Annotated in this window: 16 protein-coding genes and 1 tRNA gene; 6 read left to right on the forward strand and 11 right to left on the reverse strand. The window is 65.1% G+C overall.

All coding sequences use genetic code 11. From position 1 onward, the window contains the following. Positions 1-115 precede the first annotated feature (115 nt). The 5 genes from MFF62_RS03575 to MFF62_RS03595 all read right to left on the reverse strand — a co-directional run bounded on the left by MFF62_RS03575 (position 116) and on the right by MFF62_RS03595 (position 4,831). The gene (locus tag MFF62_RS03575; protein WP_238260148.1) at positions 116-1,399 is read right to left on the reverse strand and encodes a TRAP transporter large permease; all 1,284 of its coding nucleotides are present in this window, start codon (positions 1,397-1,399) and stop codon (positions 116-118) included. Further along, positions 1,390-1,962: a TRAP transporter small permease gene (locus MFF62_RS03580; protein ID WP_238260150.1), complete on the reverse strand. Its 573-nt coding sequence runs from the start codon at positions 1,960-1,962 to the stop codon at positions 1,390-1,392. Before MFF62_RS03580 ends, MFF62_RS03575 begins: the two co-directional genes overlap by 10 nt. A 48-nt stretch (positions 1,963-2,010) precedes the next feature. Continuing rightward, a complete protein-coding gene (locus tag MFF62_RS03585) occupies positions 2,011-3,003 on the reverse strand; it encodes a TRAP transporter substrate-binding protein (protein ID WP_404990607.1) in 993 nt (330 codons plus the stop codon). Between the two features lie 98 nt (positions 3,004-3,101). Then, positions 3,102-3,989, reverse strand: a complete 888-nt coding sequence (locus MFF62_RS03590) for an SMP-30/gluconolactonase/LRE family protein (protein WP_238260152.1) — start codon at positions 3,987-3,989, stop codon at positions 3,102-3,104. Between the two features lie 5 nt (positions 3,990-3,994). Further along, on the reverse strand, positions 3,995-4,831 hold the full coding sequence (locus tag MFF62_RS03595; protein ID WP_238260154.1) for an NAD-dependent epimerase/dehydratase family protein: 837 nt from the start codon (positions 4,829-4,831) through the stop codon (positions 3,995-3,997). 686 nt (positions 4,832-5,517) lie between these two features. Here MFF62_RS03595 and MFF62_RS03600 point away from each other — a divergent pair. After that, positions 5,518-6,579: a porin gene (locus MFF62_RS03600; protein ID WP_238260156.1), complete on the forward strand. Its 1,062-nt coding sequence runs from the start codon at positions 5,518-5,520 to the stop codon at positions 6,577-6,579. A gap of 330 nt (positions 6,580-6,909) precedes the next feature. Beyond that, positions 6,910-6,985, forward strand: a tRNA-Thr gene (locus tag MFF62_RS03605). A 103-nt stretch (positions 6,986-7,088) separates the two neighbouring features. On the opposite strand, the gene MFF62_RS03610 is transcribed toward MFF62_RS03605, so the two are convergent. Then, on the reverse strand, positions 7,089-7,457 hold the full coding sequence (locus tag MFF62_RS03610) for a hypothetical protein (RefSeq protein ID WP_238260158.1): 369 nt from the start codon (positions 7,455-7,457) through the stop codon (positions 7,089-7,091). A 41-nt stretch (positions 7,458-7,498) separates the two neighbouring features. On the opposite strand from MFF62_RS03610, the gene MFF62_RS03615 reads away from it, so the two are divergent. Next, complete coding sequence (locus MFF62_RS03615; protein ID WP_238260160.1) at positions 7,499-7,993, forward strand: hypothetical protein; 495 nt, start codon at positions 7,499-7,501, stop codon at positions 7,991-7,993. Here MFF62_RS03615 and MFF62_RS03620 read toward each other — a convergent pair. Together MFF62_RS03620 and MFF62_RS03625 are read right to left on the reverse strand one after the other, a co-directional pair. Continuing rightward, positions 7,969-8,400, reverse strand: coding sequence for a DNA-binding response regulator (locus tag MFF62_RS03620; RefSeq protein WP_238260161.1), 432 nt, complete (start codon positions 8,398-8,400; stop codon positions 7,969-7,971). The two genes, MFF62_RS03615 and MFF62_RS03620, sit on opposite strands and share 25 nt — an antisense overlap. Before the next feature lie 250 nt (positions 8,401-8,650). Continuing rightward, complete coding sequence (locus MFF62_RS03625) at positions 8,651-10,264, reverse strand: DUF342 domain-containing protein (protein ID WP_238260168.1); 1,614 nt, start codon at positions 10,262-10,264, stop codon at positions 8,651-8,653. Positions 10,265-10,475: 211 nt separating this feature from the next. On the opposite strand from MFF62_RS03625, the gene MFF62_RS03630 reads away from it, so the two are divergent. Next, positions 10,476-11,306: a class I SAM-dependent methyltransferase gene (locus MFF62_RS03630; protein ID WP_238260169.1), complete on the forward strand. Its 831-nt coding sequence runs from the start codon at positions 10,476-10,478 to the stop codon at positions 11,304-11,306. A 20-nt stretch (positions 11,307-11,326) separates the two neighbouring features. Here MFF62_RS03630 and MFF62_RS03635 read toward each other — a convergent pair whose 3' ends face one another. The 3 genes from MFF62_RS03635 to MFF62_RS03645 are packed head-to-tail and all read right to left on the reverse strand — an operon-like array spanning position 11,327 to position 13,918. Continuing rightward, entirely contained in the window at positions 11,327-11,917 is a 591-nt protein-coding gene (locus MFF62_RS03635) for a DUF1415 domain-containing protein (protein WP_238260171.1), read from the reverse strand. A 2-nt stretch (positions 11,918-11,919) separates the two neighbouring features. Then, entirely contained in the window at positions 11,920-13,542 is a 1,623-nt protein-coding gene (locus tag MFF62_RS03640) for an NAD(P)/FAD-dependent oxidoreductase (protein ID WP_238260185.1), read from the reverse strand. A 10-nt stretch (positions 13,543-13,552) separates the two neighbouring features. Beyond that, positions 13,553-13,918, reverse strand: coding sequence for a hypothetical protein (locus MFF62_RS03645; protein WP_238260187.1), 366 nt, complete (start codon positions 13,916-13,918; stop codon positions 13,553-13,555). Between the two features lie 179 nt (positions 13,919-14,097). Between MFF62_RS03645 and MFF62_RS03650 the strand changes: the two genes are divergently transcribed. Together MFF62_RS03650 and MFF62_RS03655 are read left to right on the forward strand one after the other, a co-directional pair. Beyond that, positions 14,098-15,576 (forward strand): aminotransferase-like domain-containing protein, encoded by a 1,479-nt coding sequence (locus tag MFF62_RS03650; protein ID WP_238260189.1) that lies wholly within the window; start codon positions 14,098-14,100, stop codon positions 15,574-15,576. 135 nt (positions 15,577-15,711) lie between these two features. Then, positions 15,712-17,196: a sensor domain-containing diguanylate cyclase gene (locus MFF62_RS03655; RefSeq protein WP_238260191.1), complete on the forward strand. Its 1,485-nt coding sequence runs from the start codon at positions 15,712-15,714 to the stop codon at positions 17,194-17,196. The last annotated feature ends 23 nt before the right edge of the window (positions 17,197-17,219 follow it).

Here is a 17,219-nt window from a genome sequence, read left to right on the forward strand (position 1 = left end):
CCCCCCCGAGGCTCTGCTTGCCGACAGTTCGCAATTTGAACCGCCGGGCCCTCACCCCCGGCCCCTCTCCCGGAGGGAGAGGGGAGAAAACCAGGCGCAGCGATGAGCCGCCTGCTTACTTCAGCAGCACTTCCGGCAGCCACAGCGAGAACGCCGGCACATACGTCACCAGCAGCAGCGCCGCCACCAGCGCGCCGTAGAACGGCCAGATCGTGCGCATCACCTGCCCCACCGACACACCACCGATCGCGCAACCAACGAACTGCGTGGTGCCCACCGGCGGGGTGTTCAGACCCAGCGCGCAGTTGATCAGCATCAGCATGCCAAACTGCACCGGGCTCATGCCGTAGTGCATGCAGATCGGCAGGAAGATCGGCGTGCAGATCAGGATGGTGGCGGCCATGTCCAGGAAGGTGCCCAGGACGAACAGCATCACGTTCACCATCAGGAAGATCACCCACGGGCTGGTCGACACCGAGCTCAGGAACTGCCCGGTCAGTTCGGCCACGCCATAGAGGCTGATCATGTAGCCGAACGTGGCCGAGATGCCAATCAGCAGCAGCACCACGCCCGTGGTCTTCACGGCCTTGGCGGCAGCCTTGATGAACTGTTCCTTCGTCAGCGAGCGATACAGGAACACCGTCAGCGTCAGCGCATAAAGCACCGCCACGGCGGCCGACTCGGTGGCCGTGAACACGCCCGACAAGATGCCGGCCAGGATCAGCACCACGACGAACAGACCCGGCAGTGCGGCGGCCAGCGAGTGACCCACGATATCCCAGCCCGGGAACTTGCCCGACGGATAGCCACGGCTGCGCGCCACGAAGTACGCGGCGGCCAGGTTGCAGATCGTCAGGATCAGCGCGGGCAGCACGCCGGCCAGGATCAGCGCGGCGATCGACACCTTGCCGCCGGCCGCCAGCGTGTAGATGATCATGTTGTGGCTGGTCGGCATCAGCGCGCCCACCAGTGCCGCGTGCGTGGTCACGTTGACCGCGTAGTCCGCGTGATAGCCCTCGCGCTTCATCATCGGGATCATCACCGCGCCCATGGCCGACACATCGGCCACTGGCGACCCCGACACGCCGCCGAACAGCGTGCATGCCACCACGTTCGACATGCCCAGCCCGCCGCGCACATGGCCGGCCATCGACTTGGCAAAGTTGACGATGCGGTCGGCAATGCCGCCGTAGAGCATCAGTTCCCCGGCGAAGATGAAGAACGGAATGGCCAGGAACGAGAACGCGTTCATGCCCGACGTCATCTGCTGGAACACCACCGCCAGCGGCAGCCCTTCGTACAGGATCGTGGCCACCGCCGACAGGCCGATGGCGAAAGCCACCGGCACGCCCAGGATCAGGAAGCCGAAAAAGCAGACAGTAAGAATGATCAGTGCCATGCCGGCTCCACTTCCGTGCCTTTCAGCACTGCAATGATGTGTTCGATCGAAAACAGCACGATCAGCACGCCCGAGATGACGGGCGGCAGATAGCGCCAGCCTTCGGAAATACCCAGCGTCGGCAGCTTGTAGTCGGCCACCGAGTGCGCCAGGAACGCGCAGTTGTATGCCATGACCACACCGAAGACGCCCACCAGCACGTGGATCAGGATCTCGAGCTTGGTGCGCAGATGGTCGGGCAACAGGATGAGCAGCGACTCCAGGCCGATATGGCCCGCGTCGCGCACGCCCACCGCCGTGCCCAGCATGGTCACGTACAGCACCAGCAGCATGGCGATCGATTCGGCCCAGGTGGGGGTGTCGTTGAGAACGTAGCGGCCAAAGACCTGGTAGAGCACCGCGATGACCAGCAGCACCAGGCCGAATACGCCAAGGCCCAGGCAGGCACGGGCCAGCGTGGCACAGAAACGGGTGTAGAAGTTGGCGTGCACGGCGGGCGCCTCGGCGGCGTCACCGCGCACGCCCTCCGCCGGCGTGGCCGGCGTAGGGGATGGCGAAAGCATGATGAATTCCCTGCGAACTGACTGCGACGCGCTGCGGCGCGACTGGCGTTACTTCGTTTCCTGCGTGCGGCGCACCAGGTCCTTCATCTGTGCGCTGGTGATGAAGCGGTCGTACACCGGCTTCATCGCGGACTGGAACGATGTCTTGTCCACCTGGATGATCTGCACGCCCGACGCCTCGACGAGCTTGCGCGACTTCTGCTCGCGTTCGTCCCACAGCTTGCGCATGTACGGCACCGAATCCTTGGCGGCCTGGCGCACCATCGCCTGGTCTTCCTTGGACAGGCGATCCCACGCCACCTTCGAGAACATCAGCATTTCAGGCGCCATCGAGTGCTCGGTCAGCGAGTAGTACTTGGCCACCTCGAACTGGCGCGAGCTTTCATAGCTGGGCCAGTTGTTCTCGGCGCCGTCCACCAGGCCGGTCTTCAGCGCGGTGTACACCTCGCCCCACGGCATCGGCGTGGCATTGGCGTGCATGGCTTCGAGCAGCGACACCCACAGGTCCGACTGCTGCACGCGGATCTTCATGCCCTTGGCATCGGCCAGCGTCTTGATCGGGCGCTTGGTGGTGTACATCGAGCGCGATCCGCTGTCGTACCAGGCCAGGCCGATGAAGCCGTTCTTCTCGCACGACTTCAGGATGTCCTCGCCAACCTGGCCGTCCAGCACATGGCGCATGTGTTCGGTGGAGCGGAACAGGAACGGCATCGTCGGCACGATGGTGGCTTCGCAGATGTTGTTCATCGCGGCCGAGTTCACGCGCACCATCGACAGCGCGCCGATCTTGGTCTGTTCGATCGCGTCCTTCTCGCTGCCCAGCGAGCCCTGCGCGAACACCTTGACCGACATCTTGCCGTTGGAGCGCTGCTTGAGCAGGTCGCCCATGTAGCGCACGGCCTGCACGGTGGGGTAGTCGTCGGGATGGATGTCGGCGGACCGGAATTCCGCGGCGTGCACGCCGACCGGCAGCGCCACGGCGGTAGCAAGTGCGGCCATCAGGGTACCCAGGCGGGTACGTGCGAACGGTTTTTGAAACATGTGTCTTGCCTCCATTGTTATCTGAGTTAATTCTTGGTGATTCAAGCCAGCACATTGCCCGGCACGCCTGGCTCGGCGCGCCGTCCTAGAGAATTGCGTCAGTCGCGCAGCACCGGCTCCGGCGTGCCGGTGACACCGGGGCGCAAGGCCACCACGGCGCCAGACAGCGGGTCGGTGTCGTCCGTGCGGATCGACGTCACGTAGAGCGTGTCGAGCCCACTGCCGCCGAACGCACACATCGCGGGCTTGGCGAATGGCACGGCCAGGCTGCGGTCCAGGCGGCCGTCGGGCGTGAAGCGGTGCACCTGGCCGGCGTCGTTGCCGCAGATCCAGTAGCAGCCGTCGGCGTCGACAGCGGCACCATCGGGGCGGCCCGGGTAGGCATTCATGTCGATGAACACCCGCGCGTTGGTCGGCGTGCCGCTATCGGTGTCGTAGTCATAGGCCCACACGGCCTGGCGAGCCGGATGCGAATCGGACACGTACATCGTGCGGCCGTCGGGGCTGAAGGCCAGCCCGTTGGGCGTGATCATTTCGTCGCGGATCACATCGAGCGCGCCAGTACGCGCATCGAAGCGATAGAGCTTGCCGTCGGTGGCGGCCAGCGACATGTCCATCACCATCGTGCCGGCCCAGAAGCGGCCCTGGCGGTCGCAGCGGCCATCGTTGAAGCGCATGCCGTCGCGTGCATGCTGCACGGTGGCCACGCGTTGCGGCGCCGGTGCAGGCTGCCCGACAACCAGCGAGCCGATGCGGAAGATGCCGGTTTCCATCGCCAGCAGCCAGCCGCCGTCGGCGGCCATTGCCATGCAACCGGCCATCTCCGGCACGGCCCAGTGGTCAGTGCGCCCGCTTGCCGGGTCATGGCGCCACAGCGTGCGGTTGGGAATATCGGTCCAGTAGAGCGCGGCTTCGCCAGCGTGCCAGACGGGGCTTTCGCCCACGCCGCAGCGCATGTCGCCAATCCGTTCGAAGGTGCCGGACATCGCGCTCAGTCCCCGAACGGGCCAGCCTTGACGAAGGCCCCGCCCTGGTACCAGCCTGCCGGGTCATCGGCGGGCAGCGGCGGCACCGATTCCACCTTGGCGCGGAACTGCTCCGACGACTCCACCGGCCGGAAGCCCAGCTGCGCGGCCTTGCTGTTGTCCCACCAGCTGTCGCGGTTAGCCGACGCGCCGTAGACGATCAGGAAGCCGACGTTCGGCACGAAGATCGCGCGCTTGATCAGTTGCTCCAGGTCGTCATAGCCGAGCCAGGTCACCATCATGCGGCGATCCTTGGCTTCCGGGAACGACGAGCCGATGCGCAGCGCCACGGTGTCGATGCCGTACCGGTCGCTGTAGAAGCTGGCCAGCTGCTCGCCAAACGCCTTGCTGACGCCGTAGTAGCCATCGGGCCGGGCCGGCGTATCGGCGTCCAGCACTTCGCCCTGCTTGTAATAGCCAATGACGTGGTTCGAGCTGGCAAACACGATGCGGCGCACGCCGTGACGGCGGGCCGCTTCATAGAGGTTGTACGTACCCTGGATATTGGCGGGCAGGATTTCCTCGAACGGGCGCTCCACCGACACGCCGCCCAGGTGCACGATCGCATCGACGCCTTCCACCAGCGCATGCACGGCCTTGGGATCGGACAGGTCGCAGGCGACCACTTCTTCCTGTTCCCCTGCCTCGCCGAGGCTGGCGATGTCAGAGACGCGCACGACATCGGCATAACGCTTCAGCCGGTCACGCAGGACTTTGCCGAGATTGCCGGCGGCGCCGGTCAGGAGAATGCGGTGGCAACGGGTGTTGACGCCGTCGAGCGGGTCTTTGAAGGTCTGAGACATGGTGTCGGGCTGCCGGCGCGCGTTATGAAAACAAAGCGCGCATTGACTGAATTGGGTGTTATTGATCTGTCGTCATACAACGCCACTGGAATCTAATCGCCCGCCCCACTTCGGTCAAGGTGAGGCAGCCTAAGTAAATTCCCTAGAAGTTTTAAGTTGCAGACATGCAGACGTTAATTGCTGCCGTGCGGATTTTTCTCACTCATTTGAGTGAGTTAGCGTTTGAAACTTCATATCGTCGCCGGGCATAATCTCTGCGAAATCGGCCACCACAAACGGATTTCGTGGAATTTAAATAACTTACACCAAACTGACATTTATTTGTTGCACTGCGATTTAAGCAAATACTTAGCGCGGTGACCTGGCGATTTTCACGCGTTTTGTCGCGCCTAGATTTTTACTTCCACTGTTGCTCATCCACCCAATGTCTCGTCGTATGTCTTGCTCCGTTATTTTTCTGTAAGGTACGATGTCATAGGACATCAGATCACATCGATTGCCTTTCCCAATCGATTTGATCTGCGTGCCCCGGCGCCTGGGAATCGCTTCCCGGTGCGCCTCCCATGCACACCGGTGCAGGCAATGCCCCACGCCGACCCGCATTCGGCAACAGAAGTCGAAAAGCATGCGGCACCGGTTCTTCCGCAACAAAAACGTAATAACGAGCCAGGATGGAGACCAACACCATGAAGCGAGCCCTTGCGCCCTTCATCACCACAGCAGCCCTAGCCGCCATGAGCGCCGCAGCACCGGCCCAGGCGCAGTCGAATGTCACGCTTTACGGCATTGTCGACACCACGATCCGCTACACCACCAATGAAAATGCCGCCGGTAACGCTAAGCTGCAGATGACTGACGGCGTGTTGACCGGCAGCCGCTGGGGCCTCTATGGCGTGGAAGATCTGGGACGCGGATACCAGGCGCTGTTCGTGCTCGAATCGGGCTTCTCGCCGGACGCCGGCCAGAGCCTGCAGGGCAACCGCCTGTTCGGCCGCAAGGCTTACGTCGGCCTGCAAGGCGACTTCGGCACGGTCACGCTGGGCCGCCAGTTCACGGTGATCCACGAAGTCATTGCCAGCTACGACGCAATGGCGCTGGCCAACCTGGCCATCGTCGGCTTCCAGGGCGGCAACTACACCGGTGGCGTGCGTCAGGACAACATGATCAAGTACGCCGGCAAGTTCGGCGGCTTCACCATCGCCGCACAGCATGCGTTTGGCGAGCAACCTGGCAGCGTGGCGCGGTCCTCGTCGACTGGCGGCAGCCTGACGTACGCTGCGGGCCCGTTCATGGTGGCCGGCGGTTACCAGATCATGAAGGACACCACGAGCTACTACGGCGTGACCGTGCCTAACAGCGACCAGAAGGTCTGGACGCTGGGCGGCACGTACACTGCCGGTCCGGCCACGATCTACCTCGGCTACACGAACAGCAACGTCGACAACGCCGGCTACAAGAACCAGGCCGGCTACCTCGGCGCCAAGTACGCGTTCAACGCGGCCTGGTCGCTGATCGCGATGGGCACCTACGACCATCTGAAGCACGGCGCGGATTCGGGCAATCGCTTCACCGGATCGATGATGCTCGACTACGCATTCAGCAAGCGTACCGACGTCTACCTGGAAGCCGACTACACAACGCTGAACGACGCATGGCGCACGCTGGGCGCACAGCCCACGTTCCAGACGCCGTTCTATGGCCACGGCAGCCGCGTGGGCGTGATGGCCGGCCTGCGTCACAAGTTCTAAGGCGCAGGTCCATCGATGCGCTGACGAACTGACCGTTCTCGGTCAATCGCAAAAAGGGGGCGGCTTCGCCCCCTTTTTGCTTGATGCCGCGCGCCTGCGTCGTGCGATCCTTACGCCTGTTGTCGCAGCACAGGCCCGGCGCGACAGCGAGGCCGGAACAGCCCTACCGCTGCAGGATCTGCAAAAAATCCGCACAAGGGGCTTCACAAGTCCGGAACTCGCTGATATTATTTCGTGCTCTATCCGATTCGATGCAAACGCAGCAAAACAGCGGCGCAAGCAGGAATCGAAGCTGTAAGCGATAGAAAAGGTTTTGCAAGTCTAGGTTTCGCCGGTGTAGCTCAGTTGGTAGAGCAGCGCATTCGTAATGCGAAGGTCGTAGGTTCGACTCCTATCTCCGGCACCATTCACTTGAGTAAAAAGGGCAACCCGCTGGGGTTGCCCTTTTTGCTTTGTGCACCCTGCTTTCAGCCTCGGGCCCTGGGCGCTGACCTGCCACATCCCCACCCTCATCTGCCGCACTGACTGACGATCATCGACGCGTTGGTCACCGCCCCCATCATCTGCGCACGATCGATATTGGCGTCGGTACGATAGTCGGCCTGCAAACGCAGCACCCTGCCCCGGTTGAGCATCCTGGCCAGCGCGATCGATCGCCAGTAGCCGGGGTGTTCGCGACGCACGCCGGGATGGTAGAGCTGATTGACGAGTGTCTCGTGCCTGCCGGTCCGACGGAAGCCCGCACTGCCTGGCACCGGCAATGCGCGATGCCACGCGTGCGCGGCGTGGTAGGCCGCGTAGTAACTGCGGCTGATGGCCGATCGGAAATTGGCTTCGCCGTGCGCGGCCTCGGCGATGACGGCCGCGCAACGAAGCATCTCGCGTTCGCCGACGCTCCTGGCTGGAACACGACATCGAGTTGCGCCGACGGCTGGAGCCCGCGCGCCAACTGCAACGCAGTCAGCGCCTCGTTGAGCGCGTAGGTATCGATACCCTCGCCGACGTGGACCACGTACAGCACGGCATCGCCTTCCGCATCGATCCCGACACACTCGCGCGATACCCGGCAATCCGTCAGCGACAATCCATGCCGGCCCAGCAGTTCGTCCGCTGCATCGAGATGCGCGGCTTCGAGCGTGGCGGCATCCATCGGGGTGCCAACCTCCGCAATGCCTTCCTGACTGCCGGCCGTCGCATCACGGCGCAACGGCGATACCACCGATGGGTGGGGCACATGGTTCAGCATCATTTCCATCATCGTCTCTCCTTGTCGATCAGATATCCACATTGGATGACGGAAATTCTATGCACAATGCCACCCGAAAAGCCGTCGGGTCAGGCAAATCAGATTCGTCTCAACGTTGGGCTGCCGAATGATCAGATTGCTTGCTACAGCGCAATGCGGGAACGGTGAATGAATTGCGTGCGATCAGCCGCGCTGCCATGCAGCGGCACAAAGCCCTCGCCATCCAGCATCCGCAGGATGGCCGACTCCATGCGCTCGATCGACGCCGACTTGGGCAGATGCTCGACCACGCCGCACGCCAGCGGCGACGACGACACGCTCAGCCACATGTTGTCGGAAAGCAGCAGGATGCGCAGATGGGGCAGACGGTGGTGCAGGCGGCGCAGCAGGTGCCAGTTGTCGCTGGCGTCCCCGGACATGCCGTAGACGGCCATCGAGGCGTCGATACCCGGATCCAGCGTGGCAATGCCAGCGGGGTCGATGGCGTGCACGGCGCCAATGCCCGGCATCCGTTCAAGCAGGCGCTGCAGGCCCAGGCGCACCAGCGGCTGTTCTTCGATCACGATCGCGGTCATTTCCAGTCTCCCCGTCTTGCGTTTTAATGCGAGGGATTCTGCAAACGTCGTGCCAGACACTTTCTGGCGCATGCCGCGCCCGGCGGACATGGCCACTCTGGCCGCAAACCCTTGTGCCTTGGGGGATTCGCGGCCGCGAGCCACAGTGGCCGGGGCGCTACAGGCCGGCGGCACGCATGTTACGGGTGACGTAACACGTCACCCACACGCCGTAACGTGACGGCAGGTGCCGTCACACGCCGGCGCCCGCTCAGGTCACCGTGATGCGGTCTTCGATCACGCGCACCTGGCCGCCGGTCTTGTCTTCCATGACCTTCAGCACCTTGTGCCCCACCTGCAGCGTCACGCCACCATGAATGCGGCGTCCGGCCACGATCACGGCATCGTCGGACGGCTTGATCTGTTCGGCCAGCCTGGCGATTTCCGTGTCGAGTTCGAACAGGTCGCGGTTGATCTTGTACATCGTCGCCCGCGCCTTCTCGCGCACGTCGCCCGTGGCGCGCTCGGGATGCTTGGCGAAGAACGCCACCAGTTGCTGCAGCTTGGCCTGGTCGTCCAGCACCTTGCGGCGCTGCGCCTCCAGATCGGCCTTCTGCTCGTCCGCGAACGGGTTCAGGCCAACCTGCACGACCGTGGCAGTGCCCGCCGGGGCGCCCAGCGCGGCCACGCTGACCGATTGCAGCGCGCGCGTACGGCCACCGCTGATGCTGCCTTGCGACGTCGGCGTGCCCACCACCACACGCTCGCCCGCCGATACATCGCTTTGCCGGATGCCGCTGTCGACCACCACCTCGGTGGCCGCCTCGACGATGGCGTTCTGGATGTAGCGTGCGTGGACAGTGCCCTTGCTGCGCACGCTGGCCACTTCGTTCGGATCCCCACCGTGGGCGGAATCGGCCTTGCCGATGATGCCGCCCTTGACGATGACATCGCCGCCCGCCTCCACATGGGCCGCCTCGATCGTGCCCTGCACGACCACGTCGCCAGTCACGCGCACCGACATGCCCGTGCGGATGTCGCCCGACACGCGCAGCGAGCCATCAAAAGTGACATTGCCCGAATGCAGGTCCACGGCGTCGACATCGACCACCGGGCTGACGATCACCCCGTTGGGCAGCACGCGCGGCGAACCGGCGATGACAGCAAGCAGCAGGTTGGGATCGTTGGGGTCGGCGGCCACCCCGGTCAGGTCCGACGCATACAGCGTATCCACCACGGCTTCGGCCGCGATCGGCTTGCCCAGGATATCCATGCCGTCCCTGCCCGACCTGGCCGGCGTGCGGCGCATCAGGGCAGTGCCGGGATTCACCAGCAGCAGGTTGCCGAGGTCGCGCAGGTCCACGCGTTCGTCCTCGTTTTCGGCCTGCTCGGGCCGCTTCTGCTGCACCAGGCTGTCGAAGCGCGCGGCATCGCCCTGCACGGGCGCCACGCCACGGGCGATCTCGCGGGCCTCGCAGCTACCCGCTTCCAGCGCCACGCGGATCGCGGCGGAGTCGAGCAGCGCCACCACGCCCATCGACGTTGCCGCTGCGGCAATATCGCTTTCCTCGATGGCACGCCCACCTTCGGGCGGCATCAGCGTCAGCAGCAACTGCAGCTTGTCGCCGGAGATCTCCAGTTCGAAAGCGCCGTCGAGCACGGTGCCGATCACCGCATCGATTTCGCGGTCGGTCATCTGGCACTGCGTCAGGAATCCGTTCACGGCGGCCTGGTCCAGGCGCGCGCCCTGCCAGCCGTGCTCGGCCAGCGATGCCTCCAGTGCCGCCCGGTCCGGCGGCAGCCGTCCGGTTTCCGGTGCGAAACAGGCTCTCACCTGATCTCCGGGCTGGTTCATTTCCAGCCGCAATCCCACGTCCGCGTTCATGGCTCCCCGCCTTCTCGTTATCGCATGGCGCCATGCCGGCTGGGGTTCGTGCCCCGGGTCCTTCCGCTTGGACGGCCGTACCTGCGCCAACTCTGCCTGTCGTGATCGAAGGTTTAACGGCAAATCCAGGAGTGAGCTTTAGCCCACAAAGGTGGGGTGGCGCCAATTTCGGTAAACTGACGCCCTTTCAAGCAGCGCCCCATTACCGCCGATGTCCAGCAACCACGAAGTCCGTCCCGGCCAGTCCGTCGAATTGCTCAAGGAGCTCCACATTCTGACGCGCGACGGCAAGATGAACCAGGACAGCCGCCGCAAGCTCAAGCAGGTGTACCACCTGTTCCAGTTCATCGAGCCGCTGTTGCGCGAAGTAAAGGACGCCCGCGGCGCGGTGTCGCTGGTGGATCACGGCGCGGGCAAGTCGTACCTGGGCTTCATCCTCTACGACCTGTTCTTCAAGGACCTGAAGGACGATTCGCACATCTTCGGCATCGAGACGCGCGAAGAGCTGGTGACCAGCTCGCAGGCGCTGGCCAAGCGTCTGGGTTTTCCGGGGATGTCGTTCCTGAACCTGTCCGTGGCGGACTCGATCACGTCGCCGGCGCTGCCGCCGTCCGTGGACGTCGTCACCGCCCTGCACGCCTGCAACACGGCCACCGACGACGCTATCCGCTTCGCGCTGGCCAAGCAGGCGCAGCACATCGTGCTGGTGCCGTGCTGCCAGGCCGAGGTGGCCACCGTGCTGCGCAAGCACAAGGGCCGCCAGCTGGCCGGCAATCCGATGACGGAGATCTGGCGCCATCCGCTGCATACGCGCGAATTCGGCAGCCAGCTGACCAACGTGCTGCGTTGCCTGCAGCTGGAAGCGCACGGCTACCAGGTCAGTGTGACGGAACTGGTGGGCTGGGAACACTCGATGAAGAACGAACTGATCATCGCCCAGTTCAAGGATCTGCCGCGCCGGCGTCCGGCCGAGCGGCTGCAGCAGGTGCTGGAGTCGGTGGGCCTGGAAGAGTTGCGCGAGCGCTTCTTCACGCCCGCCTGAACCGAAGGCCCTGCGCCGGCTTAGAGATCGCTCTTGCCGGCCATCCAGCGCAGCCAGCCGGCATGGCCCAAGCTGCGCAGCGTCTCCATGTTCCGCTCGTAGATATCCTCGGCCTCGGGAAACGCCTCGGCCGCGCGCGCGATGCTGTCCTCGCGCAGCAGATGCAGGATCGGATACGGTGCACGATTCGTGTAGTTCTCGATATCGTCTGGCCCGGTTCCTTCGAACTGGTACTGCGGATGGAAGCTCGCGATCTGCAGCGTGCCTTCCAGCCGCAAGCTGCCCAGCATGCGGTCCGCGAAGTACAGGAAGTCGTTGTAGGCCAGGAAGTCCGCCAGCGCCTGCGGCACGATCAGCAGCGCGGTGTCCACCTGCTCCGGGTCGGCTTCGGCCAGTAGCGCAAGCTCGCGCTCCAGGTCGTCCAGCAGCGCCTCTTCGTCACCGGCCTCGCTCACCACGTACCGCACCTGCCCCTTCACATGCACGCTCTTGGCGAACGGACACAGGTTCAGGCCGATCACGGCGCGCGTGAGCCAATGGCGCACGTCGGCAACGATGCGGTCGCGTTCTTCCGCCGTAATGGGGTTGTGGGGCGTGCCGGCGTCGGTCATCGTCACTGTCCGTTGGCGATGTGCTTTGCCACCGCTTCGGCCACCTCGATGCCGTCGATGGCCGCCGAGTAGATGCCGCCCGCGTAGCCCGCGCCCTCGCCGGCCGGATACAGGCCGCGCACGTTGATGCTCTGGTAGTCGTCGCGATTGCGGCGAATGCGCAGCGGCGACGACGTGCGCGTCTCCACGCCGGTCAGCACCGCTTCGTGCATGGCAAACCCGGCAATCTTCTTGTCGAGTTCAGGCAGCGCCTCGCGAATGGCATCAATCACGTAACCGGGCAGCGACGTGCTCAGGTCGGTGGGCGTCACGCCCGGCTTGTACGACGGCTCGACCGAGCCCAGCGCCGTGGAGGCCCGCCCCGCGATGAAATCGCCGACGAGCTGGCCCGGCGCGCGATAGTCGCTGCCGCCCAGTTCGAACGCGCGCTCTTCCCACTTGCGCTGGAATGCGATGCCCGCCAGCGGGCCGCCCGGAAAGTCCTCGTCGGGTGTGATGCCCACCACGATGCCCGCGTTGGCATTGCGCTCCGCGCGGTAGTACTGGCTCATGCCGTTGGTCACCAGCCGGCCCGGCTCCGACGCCGCGGCCACCACGGTGCCACCCGGGCACATGCAGAAACTGTACACGGCACGGCCATTGCTGGCGTGGTGCACCACCTTGTAGTCGGCCGCGCCCAGCAGCTTGTTGCCGGCAAACTTGCCAAAGCGGCTGCGGTTGATCAGGCCCTGCGGATGTTCGATGCGGAAACCCAGCGAGAACGGCTTGGCCTCCATGAACACGCCACGGTCGTGCAGCATGTGGAAGGTATCGCGCGCGCTGTGGCCCACGGCCAGGATCACGTGGTCGCACGGCAGGTAGTCGCCGTTCGACAGCTTCAGGCCGCGCACCTGGCCGTTGTCAATGTCGATATCGTCCACGCGCGTGTCGAAGCGGATCTCGGCGCCCAGTTCCAGCATCTCGGCGCGCATCTTCTCGACCATGCTCACCAGGCGGAACGTGCCGATATGTGGACGCGCCTTGAACAGGATGTCCTCGGGCGCGCCAGCACGCACGAACTCCTCCAGCACCTTGCGGCCGTAGTGCTTCGGGTCCTTGATCTGGCTGTACAGCTTGCCGTCCGAGAACGTGCCCGCGCCGCCTTCGCCAAACTGCACGTTCGACTCGGGATTCAGCACGCTCTTGCGCCACAGCCCGAACGTGTCCTTGGTGCGCTCGCGCACTTCCTTGCCACGTTCGAGGATGATCGGGCGAAAGCCCATCTGCGCCAGCAGCAGGCCCGCCAGCAGCCCGCAAGGCCCCAGGCCGATCACGACCGGACGCGACTTCGGGCCGCCTTCGGGCGCCTTCGCCACGAAGTGGTACGCCATGTCCGGCGTGACGCTCCAGTTCGGCTTGCGCTGCATGCGCTTGAGCGCAGCGGCCTCGTCCTTGACCTCGATGTCGATGATGTAGGTCAGCTTGATGTCGTCGCGCTTGCGTGCATCGTGCGCGCGGCGGAACACCGTGAATCCGACAAGGCCGTCGCCCTTGACACCGATTTGTGCGAGATGGCTGCGAACAGCAGCTTCGAGGTCGCTCTCGGCATGGTCGAGCGGCAGTTTGACTTCACTGAGACGTAGCATGGGGTACCGATTATTCTGCGGCCTGGATGTCTGGTGGCCGGGATTCGCCCAGCAGGAGGCCAGAACGGCCGAGCCGCGATTTTATCAGCGACCACAGCCCCGGGCGCACTGCCGGCGCCACGATGCGCAGCTCGGCCGGCGATTGCGCCACAAGATGATGCCAACCGGCCGCCTCGACCACGCAGACCCCGCCGCCATGCAGGTGCTGCGGCACCCGCCAGACCTGTTCGCCCAGCCAGCCCGGCGCGGCCAGCACCGTCACCGTGCCCTGCGAAACATGTACGGCGGCACCGCGTGTCAAGTGCACATTGAAGCACTGTCCGGTAGCAATGCTGACAACCCGGGCCTGGCCGGAAATCGTGTCGGGGGATGGCATGGCGGCACTCCTTCGGTGATGAGAATCGTGCCTCCAGCGTATCGGCCGGCCCTCCGCCCCAACAGGCACAAGGCTTTCTGGCCACCACCAGAACAGATGCGAAAGTTTCGCGCTGTTACGATACAGCGGCGTACTATCTGTATCTGTTCCGCCCGTCGCGCCCGCGCGATGATGCCGCCATGACCGCCATCGCTCCCACCTCCGCCCGCTCCGCTTCCACGGCCGCCGCCGTGTCCGGCCCGCTCTACCAGCAGCTGGCGGGCCACTATCGCCAGGCGATCTCGGCGGGCACGCTGACGCCCGGTGATCGCATGCCGTCGGTGCGGGCGTTGATGGGCCTGCATGCCGTGAGCCTGTCCACCGCGCTGCAGGCCTGCCGCGAACTGGAGGCAGCCGGCTTGCTGGAAGCCCGGCCGCGCTCGGGCTACTTCGTCTGCACGCCGGCACGGCCGGCCCTGGCGCCGATTGAGGAGCCGGTGCCGGGCCTGCCGGACCCGGCCCAGTACGTGGGCATCCACCAGCGCATCTCGGCCATCCTGGCGCGCAGCAAGCATCACCGGGTCAACCTTGGCGGCGCGTGCGGGGCGCCGGAGCTCTACCCGACCGATGCGCTGCGCACTGCCGCCGTGCGCGCGCTGCGCAATCACCCCGATCTGTTTGGCACATCGGTCGATTCCGATGGCCACCCGGCATTCCGGGCCGCGCTGGCGCGTCACTCGCTGCGCTCGCGCATCAACGTGTCGCCCGATGACATCGTCGTCACCCATGGCGCCACCGAAGCGCTGACGCTGGCCCTGCGCGCGGTGGCCGGCCCGGGCGACGTCATCGCGGTGGAATCTCCCACCTACTACGGGCTGCTGCAGATCCTGGAAAGCCTGGGCATGCGCGCACTGGAAATCCCGTGCAGCCCGCAAACCGGCATCTCGCTGGAAGCGCTGGAACTGGCCGCGCAGACCTACGCCAACATCAAGGCCGTATGCGTAGTGCCAAACCTGCAGAACCCGCTGGGCTGCGTCATGCCCGACGCGCACAAGCAGCGCCTGGTGGCGTGGTGCGCCGCGCGCGGCATCGCGATGATCGAGGACGATTGCTGCTCGGCCACGTTCGACGACGAGGCGCCGCTGGCGGCCGCCAAGGCCTGGGACACCACGGGCACCGTGATCTACTGCGCCTCGCTGCACAAGGTGCTGGCGCCCGGCATGCGGCTGGGCTGGATCACGGCCGGCAAGTGGCAGGCGCGCGTGGAGATGCTGAAATTCGGCCTGTCGCGGCCCAACGAGATGCTGACGCAGATCGCCGTGGCGGAATACATGGGCACGGGCGCCTTTGACCGCCACCTGCGCCGGTTGCGCACGCAGTTGCGCGTGCAGCGCGAATGGGTGGCCCAGAAGGTGGCCGCCACGTTCCCCACCGGCACGCGGCTGACGCTGCAGCGCGGCGGGCTGCACCTCTGGGTGGAAATGCCCGGTGGCGTATCGTCCGAGGCGGTTTTCGAGCACGCCATTGCTGAAGGCATCCGCGTGATGCCCGGCGCGATGTTCTCGAACTCGAACCGGTTCAACCACTTCCTGCGCCTGAACTGCGGAAGCCCGCGTACCCCCGAGCTGGAGCGCGCGCTGGACACCGTGGCCGCCGCGGCACGCCGCCTGGCGGCCTGAGCGGCCGCCGATCCCACGCGGCGCGTGGCGCGCGCGCCAAACGCCCGTCTGGCGCACCCAGATTTCTCCCCCAAGCGGCGCCCGCTCGCCTATCCTATTGCGCGGCAAGCCATCGATCACAAAAGGGAGAAAAACTTGGGGCACGCACCCGCCGCCACGCGGCTCGACAACGACTATCGGACCCTGTTCCAGCTGGCACCCGTGTCGCTCTGGCTGGAAGACTTCAGCGCGGTGCGCCAGGCGTTCGAGCAGCTACGGGCCGATGGCGTGACCGACCTGCGCCGCTACCTGCGCGACAACCCCGCCGAGGTGGCGCGCTGCTCCGCGCTGATCCGCGTGCTCGACGTCAACCAGCGCACGCTTGATCTGTTCCGCGCCCGCGACCTGGGGGACCTGATCGCCAACCTCGACATCGTGTTCCGCGACGACATGTTCGACCAGCACGTGGAAGAGCTTGGCCAGCTGTGGGACGGCGGCCGGCACTTTTCCAGCCAGACCGTCAACTACACGCTGGAAGGCGAGCGGCTGGACATCCGGCTGGAAGCAAACGTAATACCCGGCCATGAGACCGACTGGTCGCGCGTGCTGCTGTCGATCGAGGACATCACCGCGCGCGTGCGGACCGAGCGTGACCTGCGGCGCGCCCAGCAATATGCGGTGGGGCTGTTCGAACATTCACCGGTGTCGCTGTGGGTGGAAGACTTCAGCGTGGTGAAGATGCTGCTGGACGAAGTGCGCGCGGCCGGCATCACCGATTTCCGCACGTTCCTGAACGTGCATCCCGATTTCGTATCGCGCTGCATGCAGGAAATCCGCGTGCTCGACATCAACCAGCAGACGCTGACCATGTTCGGCGCGCCCAGCAAGGAGATCCTGCTGTCGCGCCTGGGCGACGTGTTCCGCGACGACATGCGCATCCACTTTGCCGAGCAGCTTATCGACCTCTGGCACGAAAAGCTCTGGCAGCAACGCGAAGTCATCAACTACGCGCTGGACGGGCGTTCCGTCGACGTGTTCATGCAGTGGTCGGTGTTTCCGGGCCGCGAGGCCGACTGGGACCAGGTGCTGGTGTCGCTGACCGACATCACCGCCCGCAAGAAGGCCGAAGCGTACGTGGAATTCCTGGGCAAGCACGACGTGCTGACCAAGCTCTACAACCGCGCCTACTACGAAGACGAACTGGCGCGGCTGGGCCGCAAGGGTCCGTGGCCGGTCAGCGTGGTGGCGGTGGACCTGAACGGCCTGAAGGCCGTCAACGACCAGTTCGGCCACGGCGACGGCGATGCGCTGCTGCGCCGCACGGGCGAGGTGCTCAAGAAGGCGGTGGGCGAGCAGGCATGCATCGCGCGCATCGGCGGCGACGAGTTCATGGTGCTGCTACCTGGACGCGACGAGCGCGGCGCCGCGGTGGTGGTGGAGCAGATCCAGGAGGTGGTGGGACTCAACAACCAGTTCTATCCCGGCACGCGGCTGTCCTTCTCGATTGGCGCGGCCACCTGCACCCAGGGCGACCGCCTGACCGACACGGTCAAGGCCGCCGACCAGCGCATGTACGAGGCCAAGCGCGCGCATTACGAGGAACTGGGGAATGAGCGGCGCCGGGAGTCCGGCGCGGCGTGAGGAACGAATCCTCTCCCGTTGCG

Origin of the sequence: Cupriavidus pauculus, from assembly GCF_022179805.1 — a bacterium.
In the GTDB taxonomy this organism is placed as follows: domain Bacteria; phylum Pseudomonadota; class Gammaproteobacteria; order Burkholderiales; family Burkholderiaceae; genus Cupriavidus; species Cupriavidus pauculus_E.